This is a genomic window from Pseudomonas fluorescens, assembly GCF_001648775.1.
Lineage (GTDB): Bacteria > Pseudomonadota > Gammaproteobacteria > Pseudomonadales > Pseudomonadaceae > Aquipseudomonas > Aquipseudomonas fluorescens_M.
On sequence record NZ_LVEJ01000001.1, the window covers coordinates 546,078 to 566,887 of the forward strand.

At 59.2% G+C, this 20,810-nt stretch carries 21 protein-coding genes; 5 read left to right on the top strand and 16 right to left on the bottom strand.

All coding sequences use genetic code 11. From position 1 onward, the window contains the following. The first annotated feature begins 61 nt into the window (after window positions 1–61). The gene (locus A8O26_RS02495; protein WP_064116606.1) at window positions 62–832 is read left to right on the top strand and encodes a MetQ/NlpA family ABC transporter substrate-binding protein; all 771 of its coding nucleotides are present in this window, start codon (window positions 62–64) and stop codon (window positions 830–832) included. A 320-nt stretch (window positions 833–1,152) separates the two neighbouring features. Here A8O26_RS02495 and A8O26_RS02500 read toward each other — a convergent pair whose 3' ends face one another. From A8O26_RS02500 to A8O26_RS02520, 5 genes are read right to left on the bottom strand one after another with little or no spacing between them, the layout of a single operon-like run. Next, window positions 1,153–1,788 carry an SCO family protein gene (locus tag A8O26_RS02500; protein WP_007911741.1) on the bottom strand — a complete coding sequence of 212 codons (636 nt, stop codon included), beginning with the start codon at window positions 1,786–1,788 and terminating at the stop codon, window positions 1,153–1,155. Then, entirely contained in the window at window positions 1,785–2,684 is a 900-nt protein-coding gene (gene cyoE, locus A8O26_RS02505; protein WP_064116607.1) for a heme o synthase, read from the bottom strand. Before cyoE ends, A8O26_RS02500 begins: the two co-directional genes overlap by 4 nt. Further along, window positions 2,672–3,751 (bottom strand): COX15/CtaA family protein, encoded by a 1,080-nt coding sequence (locus tag A8O26_RS02510; protein ID WP_064116608.1) that lies wholly within the window; start codon window positions 3,749–3,751, stop codon window positions 2,672–2,674. Before A8O26_RS02510 ends, cyoE begins: the two co-directional genes overlap by 13 nt. Window positions 3,752–3,761: 10 nt before the next feature. Further along, window positions 3,762–4,355 (bottom strand): hypothetical protein, encoded by a 594-nt coding sequence (locus tag A8O26_RS02515; protein ID WP_064116609.1) that lies wholly within the window; start codon window positions 4,353–4,355, stop codon window positions 3,762–3,764. Then, window positions 4,321–5,061 (bottom strand): SURF1 family protein, encoded by a 741-nt coding sequence (locus A8O26_RS02520; RefSeq protein ID WP_064116610.1) that lies wholly within the window; start codon window positions 5,059–5,061, stop codon window positions 4,321–4,323. The genes A8O26_RS02515 and A8O26_RS02520 overlap by 35 nt, the downstream gene beginning before the upstream one ends. A 71-nt stretch (window positions 5,062–5,132) precedes the next feature. Here A8O26_RS02520 and A8O26_RS02525 point away from each other — a divergent pair, with 71 nt between their 5' ends. After that, a complete protein-coding gene (locus A8O26_RS02525; RefSeq protein WP_007911731.1) occupies window positions 5,133–5,336 on the top strand; it encodes a twin transmembrane helix small protein in 204 nt (67 codons plus the stop codon). Window positions 5,337–5,345: 9 nt separating this feature from the next. Here the strand turns inward: A8O26_RS02525 and A8O26_RS02530 are convergent, their stop codons facing one another. The 4 genes from A8O26_RS02530 to coxB form a co-directional block, all read right to left on the bottom strand. Next, entirely contained in the window at window positions 5,346–6,233 is an 888-nt protein-coding gene (locus A8O26_RS02530; protein WP_064116611.1) for a cytochrome c oxidase subunit 3, read from the bottom strand. A 25-nt stretch (window positions 6,234–6,258) separates the two neighbouring features. Continuing rightward, on the bottom strand, window positions 6,259–6,810 hold the full coding sequence (locus tag A8O26_RS02535; protein ID WP_064116612.1) for a cytochrome c oxidase assembly protein: 552 nt from the start codon (window positions 6,808–6,810) through the stop codon (window positions 6,259–6,261). Window positions 6,811–6,924: 114 nt separating this feature from the next. Continuing rightward, on the bottom strand, window positions 6,925–8,511 hold the full coding sequence (gene ctaD, locus A8O26_RS02540) for a cytochrome c oxidase subunit I (protein WP_016986466.1): 1,587 nt from the start codon (window positions 8,509–8,511) through the stop codon (window positions 6,925–6,927). An 82-nt stretch (window positions 8,512–8,593) separates the two neighbouring features. Further along, a complete protein-coding gene (gene coxB, locus A8O26_RS02545) occupies window positions 8,594–9,724 on the bottom strand; it encodes a cytochrome c oxidase subunit II (RefSeq protein ID WP_064116613.1) in 1,131 nt (376 codons plus the stop codon). A gap of 369 nt (window positions 9,725–10,093) precedes the next feature. Here coxB and A8O26_RS02550 point away from each other — a divergent pair, with 369 nt between their 5' ends. Beyond that, window positions 10,094–10,744, top strand: coding sequence for a hypothetical protein (locus A8O26_RS02550; RefSeq protein WP_064116614.1), 651 nt, complete (start codon window positions 10,094–10,096; stop codon window positions 10,742–10,744). 135 nt (window positions 10,745–10,879) lie between these two features. On the opposite strand, the gene A8O26_RS02555 is transcribed toward A8O26_RS02550, so the two are convergent. The 3 genes from A8O26_RS02555 to A8O26_RS02565 form a co-directional block, all read right to left on the bottom strand. After that, complete coding sequence (locus tag A8O26_RS02555) at window positions 10,880–12,406, bottom strand: SulP family inorganic anion transporter (RefSeq protein WP_064116615.1); 1,527 nt, start codon at window positions 12,404–12,406, stop codon at window positions 10,880–10,882. 91 nt (window positions 12,407–12,497) lie between these two features. Further along, entirely contained in the window at window positions 12,498–13,226 is a 729-nt protein-coding gene (locus tag A8O26_RS02560) for a carbonic anhydrase (RefSeq protein ID WP_064116616.1), read from the bottom strand. A 238-nt stretch (window positions 13,227–13,464) separates the two neighbouring features. After that, on the bottom strand, window positions 13,465–14,523 hold the full coding sequence (locus tag A8O26_RS02565; protein ID WP_064116617.1) for a PA0069 family radical SAM protein: 1,059 nt from the start codon (window positions 14,521–14,523) through the stop codon (window positions 13,465–13,467). A 226-nt stretch (window positions 14,524–14,749) separates the two neighbouring features. Here A8O26_RS02565 and A8O26_RS02570 point away from each other — a divergent pair, with 226 nt between their 5' ends. Beyond that, window positions 14,750–15,052, top strand: a complete 303-nt coding sequence (locus A8O26_RS02570) for a hypothetical protein (RefSeq protein WP_064116618.1) — start codon at window positions 14,750–14,752, stop codon at window positions 15,050–15,052. Window positions 15,053–15,170: 118 nt separating this feature from the next. Here the strand turns inward: A8O26_RS02570 and A8O26_RS02575 are convergent, their stop codons facing one another. From A8O26_RS02575 to A8O26_RS02590, 4 genes are all read right to left on the bottom strand, one after another. Next, entirely contained in the window at window positions 15,171–15,734 is a 564-nt protein-coding gene (locus tag A8O26_RS02575; protein WP_064116619.1) for a hypothetical protein, read from the bottom strand. Between the two features lie 257 nt (window positions 15,735–15,991). Continuing rightward, window positions 15,992–17,293, bottom strand: a complete 1,302-nt coding sequence (locus A8O26_RS02580; RefSeq protein WP_064116620.1) for a c-type cytochrome — start codon at window positions 17,291–17,293, stop codon at window positions 15,992–15,994. Between the two features lie 12 nt (window positions 17,294–17,305). Then, complete coding sequence (locus tag A8O26_RS02585) at window positions 17,306–19,090, bottom strand: GMC family oxidoreductase (RefSeq protein WP_064116621.1); 1,785 nt, start codon at window positions 19,088–19,090, stop codon at window positions 17,306–17,308. A gap of 2 nt (window positions 19,091–19,092) precedes the next feature. After that, entirely contained in the window at window positions 19,093–19,839 is a 747-nt protein-coding gene (locus tag A8O26_RS02590; protein ID WP_064116622.1) for a gluconate 2-dehydrogenase subunit 3 family protein, read from the bottom strand. Between the two features lie 302 nt (window positions 19,840–20,141). Between A8O26_RS02590 and A8O26_RS02595 the strand changes: the two genes are divergently transcribed. Next, window positions 20,142–20,786, top strand: coding sequence for a dual specificity protein phosphatase family protein (locus tag A8O26_RS02595; protein ID WP_064116623.1), 645 nt, complete (start codon window positions 20,142–20,144; stop codon window positions 20,784–20,786). The last annotated feature ends 24 nt before the right edge of the window (window positions 20,787–20,810 follow it).

Below are 20,810 nucleotides of genomic sequence, written 5' to 3' on the forward strand. Positions count from 1 at the left end.
AGAGATGAGCCGGCCATTCGCTGGCAGGCGCCAGAGGGGCGCCTCATAAGGAGTTAGCTGAATGAAAAAACTGATCGCTGCTTTTGCTGCCGTTGCAGCATTCTCGGCCCACGCCGAAACCCTGACCGTTGCTGCCACCCCGGTGCCGCACGCAGAAATCCTCGAATTCGTGAAGCCAGCGCTGGCCAAAGAAGGCGTGGAACTGAAGGTCAAGGTCTTCACCGACTACATTCAGCCGAACGTACAGGTCGCGGAAAAGCGTCTGGACGCCAACTTCTTCCAGCACCAGCCGTATCTGGATGAGTTCAACAAGGCCAAGGGCACCAATCTGGTGGCTGTGACCGGCGTGCACCTGGAGCCGCTGGGCGCTTACTCGAGCAAGCTCAAGGATCTGAAGGATCTGCCAAGCGGCGCTAACGTGGTGATCCCGAACGACGCCACCAACGGCGGCCGTGCGCTGTTGCTGCTGGCCAAGGCTGGCGTGATCACGCTGAAGGACCCGACCAACATCCTGTCGACCGTCAAAGACATCGCGACCAACCCGAAGGACCTGAAAATCCGTGAACTGGAAGCCGCGACCATCCCGCGCGTGCTGACCCAGGTCGATCTGGCACTGATCAACACCAACTACGCGCTGGAAGCCAAGCTCGATCCGTCCAAGGATGCGCTGGTAATCGAAGGCAACGACTCGCCGTACGTGAACATCCTCGTGTCCCGCCCGGACAACAAGGACAGCGACGCGATGCAGAAACTGGCTGCTGCCCTGCACAGCCCGGAAGTGAAGCAATTCATTACCGAGAAGTACAAAGGTGCGGTATTGCCGGCGTTCTGATACGGGCTGCAATGAAAAAGGGGACGCCATGAGCGTCCCCTTTTTTGTGTCTGGTGTTTGGCTTTGGACCTGCTGTGAAGCTGCCCCTCACCCCAGCCCTCTCCCGAAGGAGAGGGGCCGATCGAGGTGTCTTGCGTTCTACATCGACCTGAAAGATCCAGTCGATTATGTATTCGGTACTGCACGTCGACCTGAACGATCTTGGCGATTATGGATTCAGCACAGCGCTTACAGGTCGGCGTATTGCTTCAGCATCCCCCAATCAGTCCCCTCTCCCTCTGGGAGAGGGCTAGGGTGAGGGGCTCTTGGCTTTTGACCCATCACTTGCGGTTAAGCATGACCGGCAACTGCGCAACCAGTTTGGCATTGTTCAACGGCGCCCGAATAAACCCGCGCTGAGTGCCATCCGGCCCGATCACCGCCAGATTCCCACTATGGTCCACCGTGTAATTCGGCTTACTCGTATCCGCCGGAATAAACGGAATACTCACCGCATTCGCGACCTTCTGCAGCTCTTCAATCGAAGTCGGTGTCAGGCCGACAAACTGCGGATCGAAGTAACCCAGATACTGCTTCAACTGCTTGGGGTTATCACGGTTAGGGTCAACGCTGACCAGCACGATCTGCAACTTGTCCACAGCGTCTTTCGGCAATTCACTCTTGATCTGCCGCAGCTGCGCCAGCGTGGTCGGGCAGATGTCCGGGCAGAAGGTGTAGCCGAAGAAGAGCAGGCTCCACTTACCTTTGAGCTCGTTGATCGCCACCGGTTTGCCGTCCTGATCGGTCATCGTCACGTCCGGCAGATTGCGGCTCTGCGGCAGCAGGATGATGCCGGCGTCGATCAGCGCCGTCGGATCGCCCTGGCCCTTGCCGCTCAGCACTTTGTTGACGGTCAGGCCGAGGATCAGCGCGATCACGGCGACGAGGATGAAGACGGTTTTCTGGGTTCGAGTCATAGGTTCAACAGTAAGTAGTGGTCTACGAGCAGGGCGATGAACAACAGGAACAAGTACCAGATAGAGTACTTGAAGGTGTTGATCGCCGCGTGCGGCCGAGTGCCACGGTACAGCACCACGGCCCATTGCAGAAACCTTGCGCCCAGAGCGAGGGCGCAAACCAGGTAGAGCACGCCGCTCATGTGGATCACGTACGGCAGCAGACTCACCGCCAGCAGCGCGAAGGTGTACAGCAGAATGTGCACTTTGGTGTAGTGCTCGCCGTGGGTGACCGGCAGCATCGGGATGTCGGCTTTGGCGTATTCCTCTTTGCGATGAATCGCCAGTGCCCAGAAGTGCGGCGGCGTCCAGGCGAAGATGATCAGCACCAGCAACAACGGTTCGGCGCTGACGTGGCCGGTGGCAGCTGTCCAGCCCAACAGAGGTGGGGCGGCGCCGGCGAGGCCACCGATGACGATGTTCTGCGGCGTCGCGCGTTTGAGAAAACCGGTGTAGACCACCGCGTAACCGAGCAGCGAAGCGAGCGTCAGCCACGCCGTCAGCGGATTGGTGAACGTCAGCAACAAGGCCTGACCGAGCAGCGCCAGTACCAATGCAAACGTCAGCGCCGCCGCCGGCGAAACCCGTCCTTCAGCGAGCGGCCGTTTATGCGTGCGCGCCATCACCGCATCGATGCGCCGATCGACCACATGATTGACCGCTGCCGCGCCGCCGGCACACAGCGCAATCCCCAGATTGCCGAACACCAGCACCGTCCACGGCACCCCGGCGCGGGTCGCGAGGAACATGCCGACCAACGAGGTGATCAACATCAGCACCACGACTTTCGGTTTGGTCAGTTCCAGATAATCACGCCACAGCGCTTGGGCGGGACGTTCGCCAATCAGAATCGCCACGGCGTTTCTCCTTTAATAGTGATGGGCGCGGCGGAGTGTTTGCGCGGGCTCAGGCGCCAGCGTGCGAGCACCGGTTGTTTGACCCGAACCAGGCTGGTGCGCGCGTGGTAATTGACCAGCACCATGGTCAGCAACAGCGCGGCACCGCCGGCGTTATGCGCGACCGCCACCGGCAGCGGCAGATGGAACAGCACGTTGCTGATGCCGAGGGTAATTTGCGCGGCGAGGGCGACCACAACCAATCCGGCAAGCCGCGTCATGCCGACGACTTTCAGTTGCCAGGCCAAGCCGAGCAGAACCAACGTCACCAGCAAAGCGCCGATCCGGTGGGTCAGGTGAATCGCCGTGCGCGCATCGCTGTCGAGTTGCCCGCCGAGATAATTCGGGCCGATGTGTTGAGTCAGATGAAAGCCGTTGGCGAAATCCGCCGGCGGCAGCCACTGCCCGTGGCAAGTCGGGAAGTCGATGCAGGCCACCGCCGCGTAGTTGGAACTGACCCAGCCACCCAACGCGATCTGGCCAATCACCAACAACAATCCAGCCGTCGCCCAATACTGCAAACGCTTGGGCACGGTCAGCGCCGGCAAGACCCCGGACAATCGCAACGTCAGTAAAAACAACAGACTCAACGTGGCAAAGCCGCCGAGCAAATGCCCGGTCACCACTTGCGGCCAGAGCTTGAGCGTCACCGTCCACATGCCAAACGCCGCTTGCGCAAACACCACCGCCAGCAGAAACAGCGGCAGTTTCAACGGTTGCCCCGGATGACGCCGGTTGACCCACGCGCGCCCGGCGAGAATCGAAATCAGCAGGCCGAGGGTGCCGGCGAAGTAGCGGTGGATCATCTCGTTCCAGCCCTTGTGCGCCTCCACCGGCGAGTCCGGGTAATGCAGTTCGGCGTGAGCCAGTTGGGCTTCGCTTTTCGGCACGCTGATAAAGCCGTAGCAGCCCGGCCAGTCCGGGCAGCCGAGGCCAGCGTGGGTCAGGCGCGTGTAGGCGCCGAGGAGCACCACAATCAGGGCCAGCAGGGTGGCAAACAGCGCGAGGCGAAATCCAGGTTTGGCCATGACAATGCCCTTATCCGATGTTCGACAGTTTCAGCAGGTGACGCAGGTCGTTGAGCAGATCCTTGCCTTTCACATTCGGCTCGTAACGCAGCACGAGATTGCCGTGCGGGTCGATGATCCACAGTTGCGGCGTGGCCTTGTCGCCGGTGGTTTTGCTGAACACCCCAGCGTCCAGCGGATAGCGTTGCAGCTGCGGATATTCGCGGCTCAGCTTGGCTTCGTAATCGGCGCTTACCGGTTGCGCCACGGCGAGTGCATGGCTGGCGCGCCCGGCATCGCGACCGAGGCCGATCTGGATCTGCCGCGCCAGATACACCAGTTGCTGGCAATCCACTGCGCAATCCTTCGGCGCGGTGACCAGCATCTGCCAGCGCTCCTCGTCGGCTTGCACGCCGAGGTCGGCGCGGGTCTGGCCGTTGCCGATCAGTTCGCCGTGATAGCTGCGACCTTCCGGGACCCAGAACTGCAATTTGTACATGCCGGTGGCGAGCACCATCGGGCCGATCACGCCGAGCAAAATCAGCAGCAATTGAATGCGCCCGCGACGACGGGTAGCGACAGGTTTCGCCTCAGACATGCTGGGTGGATTCATGGCCGTTCCCATGGTGTTTCTCCTTTGCGTTGTGCAAGCCCAAATAGACGTAGAGGCCGAGCAGGGCGGTGGCCATGGCGAACCACTGCACGGCGTAACCGAGGTGTTTTTCAGGGCCCATGGCAACCACCGGCCAATCGGCCTCGTAGCTGGCCGGGCCGGGTTCGGCGCGTAATTCGTAGGCGAAGCCGTCGCGCTCCAGGGTTTGCCACAGCTTGGCGGGTTCGACGGCGGTGATGGTTTGCGGCCAGGTGCTGCTGACTGGATCAGCGTGCAACTGGAAAGTGGCGCCGGGGGCGACGTAGACCCAGGCGTCGACATTCAACGCCTCAGTGGGCGTGGTGAATTGCGGCGGTACACGGCGATCCGGCCACGGCAACCAGCCGCGATTGACCAGCATCCAAAGGCCGGTGCGTTGATCCTGAAACGGTTGCAGCAACTCGACGCCGACCTTGCCGTTGCGTTGACGGTTATCCAGCAGCAAACTGTGCGCGGCATCGAACTGGCCGTGCAGGTGCACGCGGCGATAGGCCGGATCGGCGTTGTTAAGGAGTTCGGTGCTGGCCATCGGGTCGGCCGCGCGACGTTCGGCGTAACTGGCGAGCAGGGCGGTTTTCTCGGCGCCACGGCTCAGTTGCCAGAAGCCCAGCGACACCAGCAAGGGCAGCAACAACGCCACCACCACGGTCGGTATCACGCCCGGACGAAAACGCTTCATGGGCGTGCCACAAAGTCAGTCGTTGCGATCGCTATACTCAACTGCATCGCCTGTCCCCCGGAGTTCTTCCCATGCTCAAAACAGCGATCGTCCTGATGCTGATTGCCACGGTGATCAGCCTGTTCAGCGGCCTGTTTTTCCTGGTCAAGGACGACAGCAGTTCCAATCGCCTGGTCATCGCCTTGAGTGTTCGGGTGGCACTGGCCGCTGCCACCGTCGGCTTGATCGCCTGGGGCTTTTACAGCGGCCAATTGGTGTCGCATGCGCCTTGGTAGCGTTGATCCTCAGAGTACGTAAACGAAGATAAACAGGCCGATCCACACCACGTCGACGAAGTGCCAATACCAGCTCGCCGCTTCGAAGCCGAACTGGTGCTCGTTGTCGAAATGGCCCTTCATGATGCGCATCAGCATCACAAACAGAATGATCGTGCCGATGGTCACGTGGGCGCCGTGGAAACCGGTGAGCATGAAGAACGTCGCGCCATAAATGCCCGAACCGAGGGTCAGCCCCAGTTCGTGGTAGGCGTGCATGTATTCCTCGGCCTGGAAACCGAGAAACGCGCAGCCGAGCAGCACGGTGATCGCCAGCCAGATTTTCAGCGCGCCGCGATGGCCCTTCTTCAAGGCGTGGTGGGCGATGGTGATGGTCACGCTGGAGCTGACCAGCAGGATCGTGTTGATCAGCGGCAGGCCCCACGGGCTGATGACTTCTTTCGGCGGCGGGAACAGTTTCGGGTCCGGCGTGTGCAACAGCGGCCAGGTGAACTGGAAGTTCGGCCAGAGCATGTGCGCGATGCCTTTCGGGCCTTCGCCACCGAGTGCCGGCCCGGAGACATGGCGCACATAGAACAGCGCACCGAAGAAGGCCACGAAGAACATCACCTCGGAGAAGATGAACCAACTCATGCCCCAGCGAAACGAGCGATCCAGTTGCGCACTGTAAAGGCCCGCGCGACTTTCCTTGATCACCGTACCGAACCAGCCGAACAGCATGTACGCCAGCAACAGGCCACCGACGAAAAAGATGTACGGGCCGTGGGATTCCGGGCGCGCCGCCTTCAGATCGTTGAACCAGGTAGCGAGGCCGTACACGGTGATGGCCATGCCGAAGGTGGCGATGATCGGCCATTTGCTCTGGGCCGGAACGAAATAGTGCTCATGAGTTGCCATTTATTGTTCTCCTTATCGGGCACGCTCAACCGCCAGTGTTTACAGCCACCGGCGGATGTCGGGCGGTGATATCGAACAGCGTGTAGGACAGCGTCAGGTGCTTCACATCCTTGGGCATGTCGCGGTCAACAATGAAACGCACCGGCATCTCGATCTGCTGACCGGGCTGCAGCACCTGCTGGGTAAAGCAAAAGCATTCGGTCTTGTGGAAATACGCCGCCGCATTGCTTGGCGCGATGCTCGGCACGGCTTGCGCACTCATCGGTTTGTCGGTGGGATTGCGCGCGATGAAAATCATCTCGTTGACCGCGCCGGGGTTGGCCGTGAGTTCGTCATGCTTGGGATAGAAATCCCACGGCATGTCGACGTTGTTGGTCGACAGAAACTGCACGCGCACCTGGCGCGAGGTGTCGACCACTTGCTCACCCTCGTACTGCCCGGCGGTCTTGCCGTTGATGCCGAAGGCTTTGCACATCACGTCGTAAATCGGCACCAAAGCAAAACCGAACACAAACATCGCCAGCACCACCCCGAGCAGGCGGGTGACCAGTTTTTTCATCGAGATCGAATCAGCCATGGTTGAAGCCTCTGCGCAGATCCCTTGTGGGAGCGAGCCTGCTCGCGAAGCAGACAACTCGGTACATCCGATGAACCGCGTCATCGTTCTTCGCGAGCAGGCTCGCTCCCACAGTCATTTCACTTCCGGCGGTGTGGTGAAGGTGTGATACGGCGCCGGTGACGGCACGCTCCACTCCAGGCCTTCCGCGCCATCCCACGGTTTGGCCGGTGCTGGCGGGCCGCCGCGAATGGTCTTGATGACGATGAACAGGAAGAAAATCTGCGTCGCGCCGAACATGAACGCGCCAATCGACGAGACCATGTTGAAGTCGGCGAACTGCAGGTTGTAGTCCGGAATCCGTCGCGGCATTCCCGCAAGACCGACGAAGTGCATCGGGAAGAAGGTCAGGTTCATGCCGACGAACGACAGCCAGAAATGCAGCTTGCCGAGGGTTTCGTCGTACATGTGGCCGGTCCATTTCGGCAGCCAGTAGTAGGTCGAAGCGAAGATCCCGAAGATCGCTCCCGGCACCAGCACGTAGTGGAAGTGCGCGACCACAAAGTAGGTGTCCTGATACTGGAAGTCCGCCGGGGCGATCGCCAGCATCAGCCCGGAGAAACCGCCAATGGAGAACAGGATCACGAACGCCACGGCAAACAGCATCGGCGTTTCGAAGGTCAGCGAGCCTTGCCACATGGTGCTGGCCCAGTTGAACACCTTCACTCCGGTCGGCACCGCGATCAGCAGCGTGGCGTACATGAAGAACAGCTCGCCCACCAACGGGATGCCGACCACGAACATGTGGTGCGCCCAGACAATGAACGACAGGAAGGCGATGCTCGCCGTCGCATAAACCATCGAGGTGTAGCCAAACAGCGGCTTGCGCGAGAAGGTCGGAATGATCGAGCTGACGGCGCCGAAGGCCGGCAGGATCATGATGTACACCTCGGGATGCCCGAAGAACCAGAACACATGCTGGAACAACACCGGATCACCGCCGCCGGCCGCACTGAAGAAACTGGTGCCGAAGTGGATGTCCATCAGCATCATCGTCACGCAGCCGGCCAGCACCGGCATCACTGCAATCAGCAGGAACGCGGTGATCAGCCAGGTCCAGACGAACAGCGGCATTTTCATCAGCGTCATGCCGGGGGCGCGCAGGTTGAGGATGGTCGCGATCACGTTGATCGCGCCCATGATCGAACTGATCCCCATCAAGTGGATGGCGAAGATGAAGAACGTCACGCTTTCCGGCGCGTAAGTGGTCGACAGCGGCGCATAGAACGTCCAGCCAAAGTTCGGCCCGCCACCGGGGGTGAACAGGGTCGAGACGAGGATCAGGAATGCCGCCGGCAACAGCCAGAAACTGAAGTTGTTCATCCGCGGCAGGGCCATGTCTGGCGCGCCGATCATCAACGGGATCATCCAGTTGGCGAGGCCGACGAAGGCCGGCATCACCGCACCGAAGACCATCACCAGGCCGTGCATGGTGGTCATCTGGTTGAAGAACGCCGGCTCGACGATTTGCAGCCCCGGCTGGAACAGTTCGGCGCGAATCACCATCGCGAACGTACCGCCGAGCAGGAACATGCAGAACGCAAACCACAGGTACAACGTGCCGATGTCCTTGTGGTTGGTGGTCAGCACCCAGCGCATCAGGCCTTTGGCGGGGCCGTGGGCGTGGTCGGCATGACCATGGTCATCGATTACAGCGCTCATGGCCGGTCTCCTTTACGTGAACAGGCGAGGTGGTTCGCGGCGCTGAGCCGCGAACCGTGGCGGGTAGATGCGATAGGCCGGCTCATTTGTCCCCCGCCTGTTTCATCTCCAGCACTTCTTTTGGCGTGACCATGTCGCCCTTGTTGTTGCCCCAGGCGTTACGTTCGTAAGTCACGACCGCTGCGATATCGACTTCCGACAACTGCTTGCCGAAGGCCGCCATGGCGGTGCCCGGTTTGCCGAAGACCACGCGATGCAGGTGATCGGCCTTGCTGCCTTTCATGATCAGTTCCGAGCCCTTGAGCGCCGGGAACATCGGCGGCAGGCCCTGACCTTCGGCCTGGTGACAGGACACGCAAGTGGTGTGATAGATCTTGTCGCCGCGTTCCTTGAGTTCGTCGAGGGTCCAGTCTTTGCTGGTCAGCTCTTTGAGCTGCGCAGCTTCGGCTTTGCGCTCGGCGAGCCACTTGTCGTAGTCGGCCTTCTCCTTGACCTCGACCACGATCGGCATGAAGCCGTGATCCTTGCCGCACAGTTCGGCGCATTGGCCACGGTAAATGCCGGGCTTGTCGATGCGCGTCCACGCCTCGTTGACGAACCCCGGGATCGCATCGCGTTTCACCGCGAAGGCCGGCACCCACCAAGAGTGGATAACGTCGGCGGAGGTCACGAGGAAGCGCACCTTGGCGCCGGTCGGCAGCACCAACGGCTTGTCGACCTCGAGCAAGTAATGCTCGCCCTTGGCTTCCTTGTTGTGGATCTGCTCGGCGGGGGTGGCCAGGTTGCTGAAGAACTCAACGTCCTGGCCCAGATATTTGTAGTGCCACTTCCACTGGTAACCAGTGATCTGGATATCGATATCCGGCTCACTGGTGTCGTACATCTTGATCAGGGTGGCGGTCGCCGGCACGGCCATCGCCACCAGAATCAGGAACGGTACGATGGTCCAGAGAATTTCGACGGTAGTGCTTTCGTGGAATTTTGCGGCGACCTGCCCGGTAGAACGGCGGTGCACCATCATCGACCAGAACATGGCGCCGAAGACGATGATCCCGATCACCACACAGATCCAGAATATGGTCATGTGCAGGTCGAATACTGCGTGACTGATTTCAGTCGCTCCAGGCGCCATATTCACAGTCCATGCGGCGTGCGCCGGACTGAAAATCGACCACAACAGGAGGCCCATCCAGACGTGTGGATGTCGCATCATTGCGGGTTCCCCTTATCGTTCTTGTTATCCCGCCGGCTTTCGCCTGCGGCAAGGGAGCGGCTGCATCAGACTACGAACTTGAATCGCCGGGCCTTGCTGCGGGTGCAGTCGGGCGTCATCAGCTAACTCCATTCAATGGCGAGTATAGACAGCGACGGGAAATTGCAATGTGCACACGTAAATCAACTGAAACAGCTGGCACTTGCGTTCAAGGGCACGAATGGAGAAGGATGCAGACCAGTGGTGGCAAATCGATATAACGCAGGTGCATCAAGGATGAAATAATTATGACAAATGCGTCTTAGCATTTTTCGTAAGCCAGCTAAGTTATGTCTTCCCTATTTCATTGCCTTGTTTCCTGGAGTTTTCATGAACACCGCCGCATTGCGCGAGCAGATCCAAAAAGCCCAACAACACGAAAAAGAAACCGGCCTGCTGACCCGTCAGCTGGAAAGCAAGCTGCCTCATTTACACCCGGCGATCCAATTGCCGGAAGCCGACGCCAATGGTGTGCTGACGCGTTTTGTCGCCGCCTACATCGATGAAGTGCCAGACCTGCTGGATGCAGCCAATGAAGTTGCCAGGGAAGCGGGAATCGAATCGCAGATCAAACCGGTGCTGAAAATCGCCGAGCAGTATTTCCTCCAGCCGCCGGCGATCATGGCCGGGCACGTTGGCCTGGACAGCCTGCTCGACGAAGCCTATCTGGCGCACCGTTTTGTCGAAGAGGTCAACGACCTGTACATCAAGCATTTCGGCCAGCCACTGATCCCCCTGGACATGACGGTCGCCAACTTGATTGCTCACCAATTGATCGGTGAGGAATTTGCCAACCAACTGGACGAAGCGGTGCATCACGCCATCGACGAGATGCTCAACGACGAGAGTTTTGCCCTGGAGTCGGTAGAAATTTACCGCGAAAAACTCAGCAGCCCGGATACCGGTGCCGCGTGGAAACGCTGGCCGTGCATGGGCCGTCGACTGGGTGTGGGCCTGGAACTGGATCAGCCTGCTGCGTAACCTTCATAGGCCATAGATCCAATGTGGGAGCGAGCCTGCTCGCGAATGCGGTCGATCATTCAACATCTCTGTTGGCTGATATACCGCTTTCGCGAGCAGGCTCGCTCCCACAGGGTTTGTGTTCACAACAGTTGTTTAGCCGGCCGCGCCGATCCCGGTAGTCGTCCGGATCCGCCCTTCAAGCCGTCGCTTCAAGCCCCGCGACTCGATCAACAGCTTCGAGCCCTTCGCCGCATTCGCCCGACCCCACTCTTCCAACAACTCCAGACACGAATGGTCGATGTAACTCAGGTTATTGAGCGGCACATGCACCGTCGTCCCCTGCGGAATACCGCCCAGCACCTGAGTCAACGCCGGCACCTTGAGGAATGTCGCCGCACCGACCAGACGCAACTCCATCTCACCATCCTGCGGCAGATCGATCAGGCTGATCTTCAACCGCGACGCCTTGAACGCCAGTTTCAACATCGTCAGGCCGAAACCGATCAGCACACCTGTCAGCAGGTCAGTGAAGATGATCGCCAGCGCCGTCGCGGCGTAGGTGAACATCGGCATCCGGCCATAACGACTCAAGCCGCGAAAGGCTTTCAGGTCGACCAGTTTGAAACCGGTATACACCAGCACACCGGCCAGACTCGCCACCGGAATGCTTTGCAGCACGCTCGACAACAACAACACGAACGCCAGCAGCCACAGGCCATGGAAGATCGTTGAGTAACGCGTGGTCGCGCCGGCCTGGACGTTGGCCGAACTGCGCACGATCACCCCGGTCATCGGCAGCGCGCCGAGTAGACCGCAGAGCATATTGCCAACCCCTTGCGCCGACAGCTCACGGTCGAAGTCCGAACGTACGCCGCTGTGCATGCGGTCCACCGCAGCGGCGGACAACAGGGTTTCCGCACTGGCAATGAACGCCACGGCGAACGCGGCGATCAGCAACGTCGGATCGGCCAGGCTGAGGAGATCCGCAGGCTTGAGCCAATCAATGGCTTCCGCCAGATTCGCCGGCACCTCGACGCGTTTCACCTGCAACGCCAGCAGCAGACTGGCGCCTGTTGCCAGGCCGACGCCGAGCAACGCCCCGGGCACGAAACGCAGCGAATGTGGGCGAAATTTCTCCCACAGCCACATCACCGCAATCGTCGACAGTCCGAGCAGCCCGGCCTGCCAGCCAAACGACGGCAGCGCTTGTGCCACGGCCGCCGGGAACGCCGTGAGGTTATCCAGCCCCGAAGGCTTGGGCGACGCATCGAGCATCACATGCACCTGCGACAGCACGATCAACACGCCAATTCCCGCCAGCATCCCGTACACCACCGCTGGCGCCGTGACCCGAAACCAGCAACCGAGCTTCAAGCGCCCGGCAACCAGTTGCAGAAACCCGGCAAGCAACAGGATCGGCCCGAGCATCTCGATGCCGTGTTGGCGCACCAGTTCGAACACCAACACCGCCAGCCCCGCCGCCGGTCCGCTGACCTGCAATGGCGAGCCCGCCAGCCAACCGACCACCAGACCACCGATGATCCCGGTGATCAGCCCTTTGGCCGGTGGCAACCCTGAGGCGATCGCAATACCCATGCACAGCGGCAGGGCGACCAGAAACACAACCACTGAAGCGAGCAACTCCCGTGGCAACACCGCTTTCAATTGAGCCGCACGCATGGCGATTCTCCCGAAGTTTTCTTCAGGCATGGCTTCGCCGAACCGCTGAAACAGCGGCCGGCGTCAAACCACACAGATTGTCAGGAAAGATTTAGAAGCGCGCTTTGGGCGTCGCCACCGGAATCGGATGGCTACCGTCGAGCGGCAGGAAACGGCCCTGATCCGCGTCGTAAGCTTTGATTTCGCTGGTTTCGATGTTGTAGACCCAGCCATGGATGAACAGATGACCGTTCGCCATGCGCGAGGCTACCGAAGGATGGGTACGCAAGTGCTGCAATTGGGCGATGACGTTTTCCTCGGTGAGGATCGGCATGCTTTCTTTTTCGTCGGCGCAGTGACAGTTGTCATGCACCATGGTTTTTGCGACTTCGGCGTGGCGCAGCCAGGCTTTGACCGTCGGCATTTTTTCCAGGCTGTCCGGGTTGAGTACCGCACGCATGGCGCCGCAATCGGAGTGGCCACAGATGATGATGTGCTGCACGCCGAGGGCCAGTACCGCGTATTCGATCGCGGTGGATACGCCGCCGTTCATCTGGCCGTACGGCGGCACGACGTTGCCGACGTTACGGGTCACGAACAGATCGCCGGGCGAGCTTTGGGTGATCAGCTCGGGGACAATGCGCGAGTCGGCGCAGGTGATGAACATCGCTTTTGGCGCCTGAGCCGTGGCGAGTTTCTTGAAGAGTTCTTCCTGCTGCGGAAAGACCTCATGATGAAAATGCAAAAAGCCGTCTACGATCTGTCGCAGCGCTGCATCGGCGGATTCCGCTTCAGGGGTTTGCGCCGACGCAGCCAACGGCTGTTTATCCTTGTCACTCATGATTCATCCTCTTTGGCGGATTAGGGGAGTCGTTCCCATGTATTCCGGTATGAAGCCAGTGGCTGTTTAAAACATCCGGGTCATCCCGACCCGTCAGTCACTCGATGAACAAGGTAGCCGCCGAAACTTAACTCAAACTGAATCAAACGCTCTAGCACGTGTGTTCCAGGTCACAAAAAACGTGACTGGGTGATTTCGGCGGAAGGATTCCAACCCCTCAACCATAGGCCAATTGTCGCTAAATCAACGACATCTGGCGACCCGGCGGACAGAAGGCAGTGCAATCGAGGTTGTAGCCTTCGCGGTGATTCAGACCCAGACGCTTGATCGCTTTGGCGAAGCGTTGTGCGAGCAGGTCGGCAAATACCCCTTCGCCGCGCATGCGTGCACCAAAACGGCTGTCGTAGAGCTCGCCGCCACGGCTCTGACGGATCAGGCTCAGCACGTGTGCGGCGCGTTGCGGATAGTGCGCCTGAAGCCACTCTTCAAACAGCGGCGCTACTTCCAGAGGCAGACGCAACATCATGTAGGCGGCGCTTTGCGCTCCGGCGGCATGGGCTTCGGTGAGCAGGTTTTCGATTTCGCTGTCGTTGATCATTGGAATCATCGGCGAACACAGCACGCCAACCGGAATTCCCGCTTCGCGCATCACCCGGATCGCGCGCAATCGTGCCTTGGGCGCAGCGGCGCGCGGCTCGAGAATACGTTTGAGTTCGTCGTCCAGCGTGGTCAGGCTGATCATCACCGCGACCAGACGTTGCTGCGCCAACTCGGTCAGCAGATCTAGATCGCGAAGAATCAGCGAGCCCTTGGTGACGATGGTCACCGGATGCTTATAACGCAGCAGCACTTCGAGGATCTGGCGGGTGATTTTGTGTTCACGCTCGATGGGCTGGTACGGGTCGGTGTTGGAGCCCAGGTTGATCGGCGCGCATTGATAACCTTTCTTTCCGAGCTGTTCTTCCAGCACTTGGGCGGCGTTGGTTTTGGCAATCAGCCTGGTTTCGAAGTCCAGCCCCGGTGACATGTCCCAATAGGCGTGGCTGGGCCGTGCGTAGCAATAGATGCAGCCATGCTCGCAACCGCGATAAGGATTGATGGAACGGTCGAAGGGCAAGTCTGGTGAGGTGTTACGGGTGATGATGGTCTTTGCGGTTTCGATCATCACCTCGGTGCCTTGAGTCAGCGGCACTTCCTGGTACCAGCCGTCATCCTCGGCCACCGAACGGTTCGGCGCGAAGCGGTTGTGCGGGTTGGTCGCGGTGCCGCGAACCTTGGGCGGGAGAGGATTGATCATTGGGCAGGATCCTGATCTGTATATGCATACAGTACCCGAGCAAGGCTGGTGCGATCCAGTACCGTTCAGCGATGGGATTTTTTTGAATTCTAAAGTTTATATACAGGTGTAAAGGCTGAATACAACCCCAGATACATATGCTCCATTGTCTCGACAAGTTATCGAATATAGTCTTTGCCACTTCCATCGGCACTTGTCCGAGAACTAGATTAAAAGGATTTAATTAATGTCTTATCTCAATCAGCGTGGCGTCTTTATGCAACTGATGCTGCCCAATGCATCGGAGTCCAATACCATTGTGTCGATGCAGCTTGCGCGCAAGGAGCTGGGCTGGAATGCCGAGCAAGAGCTGTCCACCGAGACTCTGGTCGATTCGACCTATGTGGTGGCGGTGTCCAGCGACCGTGGCAAGACATTCACTGTTCGCACCAACAAGAACGACGTAGACGGTGATGGCGATATTGATAACGATGACAAGGCGAAGTTGATTGCACTGGCCAAGGCTTATGTAAGTATCGTTAATCCATAACAGAAAACTTACTGTGCTGTATCCGGTAAAAAAGCCCTGCATAAGTGATTTATGCAGGGCTATATGGTTGCCAACCAATGTATTTTGACGAAGCAGCTAACTCAAGTACGCAACGGGTTCATTTAGCGAAGTTTCTCATTGAAACAAACGAATTCGCGATATTGACGAAAATCAGTTTGTCATTGGCATCAGAATCGTCATCACCATCCGCATCGACGTTGAATTTGCCATCACCCTCCAATGTACCCTCCACTTTATAAAAGCCAGTGGCGTTGATCTTTAACTTCACATTAGCGTCGGGGTGAGACAGATCGCTATTTGAAACTTTAAATAGATTAATATTCACGTATGTCGGTTTAGCCGTTTTCGCTTCACTGTCGGACGATATAAGGATGCAACTGTACAGGCGACCTTCGCCCACAGTACTCAAACCAGCCAACTTTGAGGCAAGCCCCGCCGCGACGGTGTAGGTGTCCGTATCATATTCGTCGACCCCGTCATCTCCCTCCACATCATCCACCCCTGCAGCGCGATCGTACTCCCCCTGGTCGTTGGCGTAAGCCGTGACTGTTACATCAGGCTTGAGATTATTCGTATAGCCATTGTTATAACGGGAAATTACAGCCTCTTGCTTGCCGTCTGTATTAGTGTCCTTAAACTCAACCACGACTGAATAGCTCATGTGATTTGCTCCATGCCTGCGCAATATCAAGATTTGAATTGCGTCACTTGGACAGTAATTCAGACCGCAAATAACCGGCTACTGTCAGAGTTGACAGGTGTATGCATTCACAGTGTCCTGGTCGGAGCGTGACGGAATCTTTATCGGCTGTTCGGATATACACCAGTTCAGCTCAGACAGTAGTTGAGGTTTTCCCAGGTACCGCTGATACAGCACAAAAAACTCATGCTGCATCAACGTGCCAGGCACTCCAACAGTCAGTTATGCGTGGTGACTTGCCCCAGGTCATCCCCGGAAGTGGTCTGCATATCGTTCTTGCGCAAGCTGGCCACATCGGCAGCTTTCACCGGCGCACCTTTATTACCCCAACTGCCACGGATGAAACTCACCACATCCGCCACTTCCTGATCCGACAAGCGCCACGCAAAACCCGGCATGGTGAAGGTCGACGGCGCGGTGTGCGTCGCCGGCAGGGTACCGCCCTTGAGCACGATGTGGATCAGCGATGTCGGGTCTTCCGATTGCAGCACCGGATTGCCCGCCAGCGCCGGGAACACCCGCGTGTAGCCGTGGCCGTCAGTGCGGTGGCACGCCGCGCAGTTGTCGATGTACACCGACGCACCACGCTGGCTGTCGTCACCGTTCCACAGGGCTTTGGCGGCTTTCTCATCGTACTGATGCGGCTGATCATTTGGATCAGTGGCCGGCAGCGACTTGAGGTAGCGGGCTATCGCCGTCAGATCGGCATCCGTCATGTATTGCATGCTGTGGGTGACCACATCGCTCATCCCGCCGAACACCGCGCTGCGGTCGCTGCGCCCGGTCTTGAGGAATTGCACCAGTTGCTCTTCGCTCCAGCTGCCGAGGCCGTCCTTGTGGTCGCCGCGCAGGCTCTTGGCGATCCAGCCTTCCAGCGGCGCACTGCCGGCGAGGAAGTTTTTGCCGTCAGCGGCGCTCAGGGATTTTTCCTGCATGGTCAGCGCACGTGGCGTATGGCAGGCGCCGCAGTGGCCGAGACCTTCGACCAGATAGGCGCCACGGTCGATCACCGGGTCGGCACTTGTCGCCTTGTAGTCCTCGACCTTTGGCGCAAACATCCAGCGCCAGCCCATCAGCGGCCAGCGCATGCTCAACGGCCACGGGATGTCGCTGGCCTTGTTCTCCTGCGCGACCGGTGCGACGCCGTGCATGAAGTACGCGTACAGCGCTTGCATGTCGGTTTCGCTGACACGCGCGTAGGACGGATACGGCATCGCCGGGTACAACGTACTACCGTTTTTGGCGACGCCATGGCGTACAGCCTGATCGAAGTCTTCGAAGCTGTATTCACCAACGCCGGTTTTGTCCGGGGTGATGTTGGTCGAGTAAATCGTGCCGATCGGCGTTTCCATCGGCAGACCACCGGCGAACGGCTTGCCGCCCTTGGCGGTGTGGCAAGCCACGCAATCACCGGCACGGGCGAGGTATTCGCCTTGTTTGATCAACGCTTGATCAACGTCAGCCGCATGAATGGAGGCGCTGCCGAGCAGCGCCAGGGTCGCGATAACGAAATTCTTCATGGTCATCGCTCCTTAAGCCTGAACCAGCGGGCCGGGGTTTTTCAGGTACTGCTCGCGGATCGCTTTCGCCGACCAATAGGTCAGTGCGGCAACCAGGCCGGTCGGGTTGTAGCCCAGGCCTTGCGGGAACGCCGAGGCGCCCGGCACGAAAACGTTGTGCACGTCCCAGCTCTGCAGATAACGGTTCAGCGCGCTCTTCTTCGGATCGGTGCCCATGATCGCGCCACCGTTGAGGTGGGTGGTCTGGTACGACGCGGTGTTGAAGTGGTCACCGACTTTCTTGCCGATCACCGCAATGGCTTTCGGGCCCATCGCTTCGGCGACCTTGCCCATTTTCTCGACCATGAAACGGTTCATCTTGATGTCGTTTTCTTGCCAGTCGAAGGTCATCCGCAGCAGCGGCAAACCGTAGGCATCGCGGTACACCGGATCGAGATCGAGGTAGTTGCCCCGGTAGGACTGATGCGCGCCGTGGGCGTCCATCGACACCTGGTGGGTGTAGTAATCGGCGGTCGCGCGTTTCCAGTCACTGCCCCAGGCCGGGGTGCCCGGCGGGTTCGAGGTGCCTGCAATCGGCCGGCTGCCGGCCTGGTTGACCCACATTGGCGAGCCGCCGACGAAGCCGTGCGGGCCGTGGTCGAAGTTGTCGGCGTTGAAATCGTCCAGCGCCACGCCGTTGCCGCCGGCGCCGATGAAGTTGTTGGTGTGGGTGTCCTTGTCGAAGAACGCCTTGATGGTCGCCATGTTCTGGTAGGCAAAGTTACGCCCGACCACGCCCTCGCCCGTGATCGGGTCGTATGGCTTGCCGATGCCGGACAGCAGCATCAAACGCACGTTGTGCAACTGAAACGCGCCGAGGATCACCAGATCCGCCGGTTGCTCGATCTCGCGACCCTGGCCGTCGATGTAGGTCACGCCGGTGGCTTTGCTTTTCGTACTGTCGAGGTTGATGCGCAGCACGTGGGCGTTGGCGCGCAGCTCGAAATTCGGTAGCGGCTTCAGCGCCGGCAGAATGTTCACGTTCGGCGAAGCCTTGGAGTACATGTAGCAAACATAACCGCTGCAGAAACCGCAGAAGTTGCACGGCCCCATCTGCGCGCCGTAAGGGTTGGTGTAAGGCCCGGAGGTATTTGCGGACGGCAGGTTGTAGGGTTTGTAGCCGACCTCTGTAGCCGCTTTGCCGAACAGCTGTGCGGACACCGTGTTCTTCTGCGCTTCCAGCGGGAACGGATTGGAACGGTCCGGCGCGTACGGGTTGCCGCCCTTGCCCTGACCGACCAGTTGGCCTTTCACGGTCCACGCCTGACCCGAGGTGCCGAAGACTTTCTCGGCGAAATCGAAGAACGGCTCCAGCTCTTCATAGCTGACGCCGAAGTCCTGGATGGTCATGTCCTTGGGGATAAAGCTCTTGCCGTAGCGCTCTTCGTAGTGGCTGCGCATGCGCAACTCGATCGGATCGACCCGGAAGTGCACGCCCGACCAGTGCAGGCCGGCACCACCGACCCCATTGCCCGGCAGGAACGCGCCCAACTGGCGGTTCGGCAGGGCGATGTCGTTGACGCTGTGGCGGATGGTCACGGTCTCTTTGGAGATGTCCTGAAAGAGTTTTTTGCGCACGCTGTAGGTAAGTTCGTCGATCACCTGCGGGTAGTTGCCGTCGGGGTAGGTGTCCTGCATCGGCCCGCGCTCCAGCGCCAGCACGTTGAGACCCGCTTCGGTCAGTTCCTTGGCCATGATCGCGCCGGTCCAGCCGAAACCGACGATGACTGCATCAACCTTCTTCATTACCGTTGCCATGCTTACGCCCTCTCGCCGCGAATCGAAACTGCCGGGAAGGGGTATTGTTCGTTGCGTTCCACCCAATCCATGAAATCGGCGCGGGCGCCGGGGAAGCCGATCATGGTCCAGCCGACCATACCTTTGTTGCCGCCGTGGATCGGGTCACAGAAGAACCCTTCCTTGGTATTTTGCAGCAGCAGATTGAAGAAAATCTTCGCCGGAACCGCGTCGAACTGTGGTTTGCCGGCTTCGAGTTGCTTGAGCAAATCGTCTCGGGTAGCGCTGTCTTGCTCAGCAAATACTTTACCGTTGAGGGATTTTGCCCACTGATCCGTGGCAGCGATGCCGAGGCGATAGATCTCTTTGGGTACCAGTTTGCTCTGCCAGCCCATCTCGGGCGCGGCGTCGGCATTGAACGGGCCTTGCATGTACCACAGGGCACCGGCGGCGTATGGCGTGTTCATCTGGCGGTCGATGTATTCCGGCACACCGGCTTCGAGCGCGCCCGGGCCTTGGGCATCGTTGGGGATCAACTGCGCGACGGCAGCGTTGATGAACGCCCATTCTTCGGCGGTGAAGTAGCTCGGCTGATAAACACCGGCATCCGCTCGAACAGGCTGCGGCGCGGGTGCTGCCGGCGCTGCTTCAGGCGCGGCTTGCAGGACGCTACTGCCCAGACTGGTACCGGCCAGGGTGACCACCGGGATCAGGGTCAGGGATTTGCGCAAAAAATCACGCCGCGGGTTGTCTCGACTTTCATCAGACATGGGGTGCACCTCATCAGGCATCAGGGGTAGCCGTTTCTGCGAACGGCTTGAGGATTTATCGTCGAGACGGATTCGGTCTGACCCGGAAAAGGGGGACGCGTCTGCAACATCGTGTGACAAATGGTAGCAGGCTAAGCTTCCAGGTGAACCGATTCAGTGGAAAAAAGAGCGGTTTTTATTGGCTGAACTCAATGAAACAGCGCTGATTCACGATTCTTTTACAAATGGCTCACGGGGCTTTGACCGCTGAACATCGAAGCTGCGGCTCCTCTCATCGATGAATCCCGACACGGTCACCCAGCATGTCCCGAGTGCGTTTGTTCTCTGCTTTGTGTTTATCGCTTGTAGTCCTGCTGCCCTGGATGCCGGCCCACGCCGCATCGGCAACGGCCGTCCGCCCGACTGAATGGGCGCAACCGGTCGAAGTGCAATACAACCTGTTTCAGATGTCGCCGACGCTCTACCGCAGTGCGTTGCCGGATGGCGGTGCGGTGCCGTTGCTGAAAAATCTCAAAGTCGCCACGGTGATCAACTTCCTGCCGGAGGCCGATAGCAACTGGTTGTCCGAGCCTGGCATCAATCAAGTGCAACTGCCGTATCGCACCAACCACGTCGACGACGCCGATGTGCTCAAGACGCTGCGTGCGATTCAGGCTGCCGAAGCCAACGGCCCGGTGTTGATGCATTGCAAACACGGCTCCGACCGCACTGGCCTGATGGCGGCGATGTATCGGGTGGTGGTGCAGGGCTGGAGCAAAGAAGACGCCTTGAGCGAGATGACCCAAGGCGGTTTTGGGGAGAGCGGGCATTTTCGCGACAGCGTGCGTTACGTGATGCAGGCCGATGTCGACAAGCTGCGCACGGCGCTGGCCAATGGTGATTGCAGCACCAGCGCGTTCGCCACTTGCTCGATGAAGAGCTGGTTTCAGTCGGTCAATCTGAAGTAACCGATACCTTCCACGACATTGCGT

Excerpts from the sequence above, each read along its gene's own strand:
- A8O26_RS02575 (WP_064116619.1), bottom strand. The coding sequence starts at position 15,734 with ATGAGCTATTCAGTCGTGGTTGAGTTTAAGGACACTAATACAGACGGC.
- A8O26_RS02555 (WP_064116615.1), bottom strand. The coding sequence starts at position 12,406 with ATGCGTGCGGCTCAATTGAAAGCGGTGTTGCCACGGGAGTTGCTCGCT.
- A8O26_RS02530 (WP_064116611.1), bottom strand. The coding sequence starts at position 6,233 with ATGGCAACTCATGAGCACTATTTCGTTCCGGCCCAGAGCAAATGGCCG.
- A8O26_RS02515 (WP_064116609.1), bottom strand. The coding sequence starts at position 4,355 with ATGGGAACGGCCATGAATCCACCCAGCATGTCTGAGGCGAAACCTGTC.
- A8O26_RS02510 (WP_064116608.1), bottom strand. The coding sequence starts at position 3,751 with ATGGCCAAACCTGGATTTCGCCTCGCGCTGTTTGCCACCCTGCTGGCC.
- A8O26_RS02590 (WP_064116622.1), bottom strand. The coding sequence starts at position 19,839 with ATGTCTGATGAAAGTCGAGACAACCCGCGGCGTGATTTTTTGCGCAAA.
- ctaD (WP_016986466.1), bottom strand. The coding sequence starts at position 8,511 with ATGAGCGCTGTAATCGATGACCATGGTCATGCCGACCACGCCCACGGC.
- A8O26_RS02595 (WP_064116623.1), top strand. The coding sequence starts at position 20,142 with ATGTCCCGAGTGCGTTTGTTCTCTGCTTTGTGTTTATCGCTTGTAGTC.
- A8O26_RS02525 (WP_007911731.1), top strand. The coding sequence starts at position 5,133 with ATGCTCAAAACAGCGATCGTCCTGATGCTGATTGCCACGGTGATCAGC.
- A8O26_RS02495 (WP_064116606.1), top strand. The coding sequence starts at position 62 with ATGAAAAAACTGATCGCTGCTTTTGCTGCCGTTGCAGCATTCTCGGCC.
- A8O26_RS02570 (WP_064116618.1), top strand. The coding sequence starts at position 14,750 with ATGTCTTATCTCAATCAGCGTGGCGTCTTTATGCAACTGATGCTGCCC.
- A8O26_RS02585 (WP_064116621.1), bottom strand. The coding sequence starts at position 19,090 with ATGGCAACGGTAATGAAGAAGGTTGATGCAGTCATCGTCGGTTTCGGC.
- A8O26_RS02560 (WP_064116616.1), bottom strand. The coding sequence starts at position 13,226 with ATGAGTGACAAGGATAAACAGCCGTTGGCTGCGTCGGCGCAAACCCCT.
- A8O26_RS02500 (WP_007911741.1), bottom strand. The coding sequence starts at position 1,788 with ATGACTCGAACCCAGAAAACCGTCTTCATCCTCGTCGCCGTGATCGCG.
- A8O26_RS02580 (WP_064116620.1), bottom strand. The coding sequence starts at position 17,293 with ATGAAGAATTTCGTTATCGCGACCCTGGCGCTGCTCGGCAGCGCCTCC.
- A8O26_RS02520 (WP_064116610.1), bottom strand. The coding sequence starts at position 5,061 with ATGAAGCGTTTTCGTCCGGGCGTGATACCGACCGTGGTGGTGGCGTTG.
- A8O26_RS02565 (WP_064116617.1), bottom strand. The coding sequence starts at position 14,523 with ATGATCAATCCTCTCCCGCCCAAGGTTCGCGGCACCGCGACCAACCCG.
- A8O26_RS02550 (WP_064116614.1), top strand. The coding sequence starts at position 10,094 with ATGAACACCGCCGCATTGCGCGAGCAGATCCAAAAAGCCCAACAACAC.
- A8O26_RS02535 (WP_064116612.1), bottom strand. The coding sequence starts at position 6,810 with ATGGCTGATTCGATCTCGATGAAAAAACTGGTCACCCGCCTGCTCGGG.
- coxB (WP_064116613.1), bottom strand. The coding sequence starts at position 9,724 with ATGATGCGACATCCACACGTCTGGATGGGCCTCCTGTTGTGGTCGATT.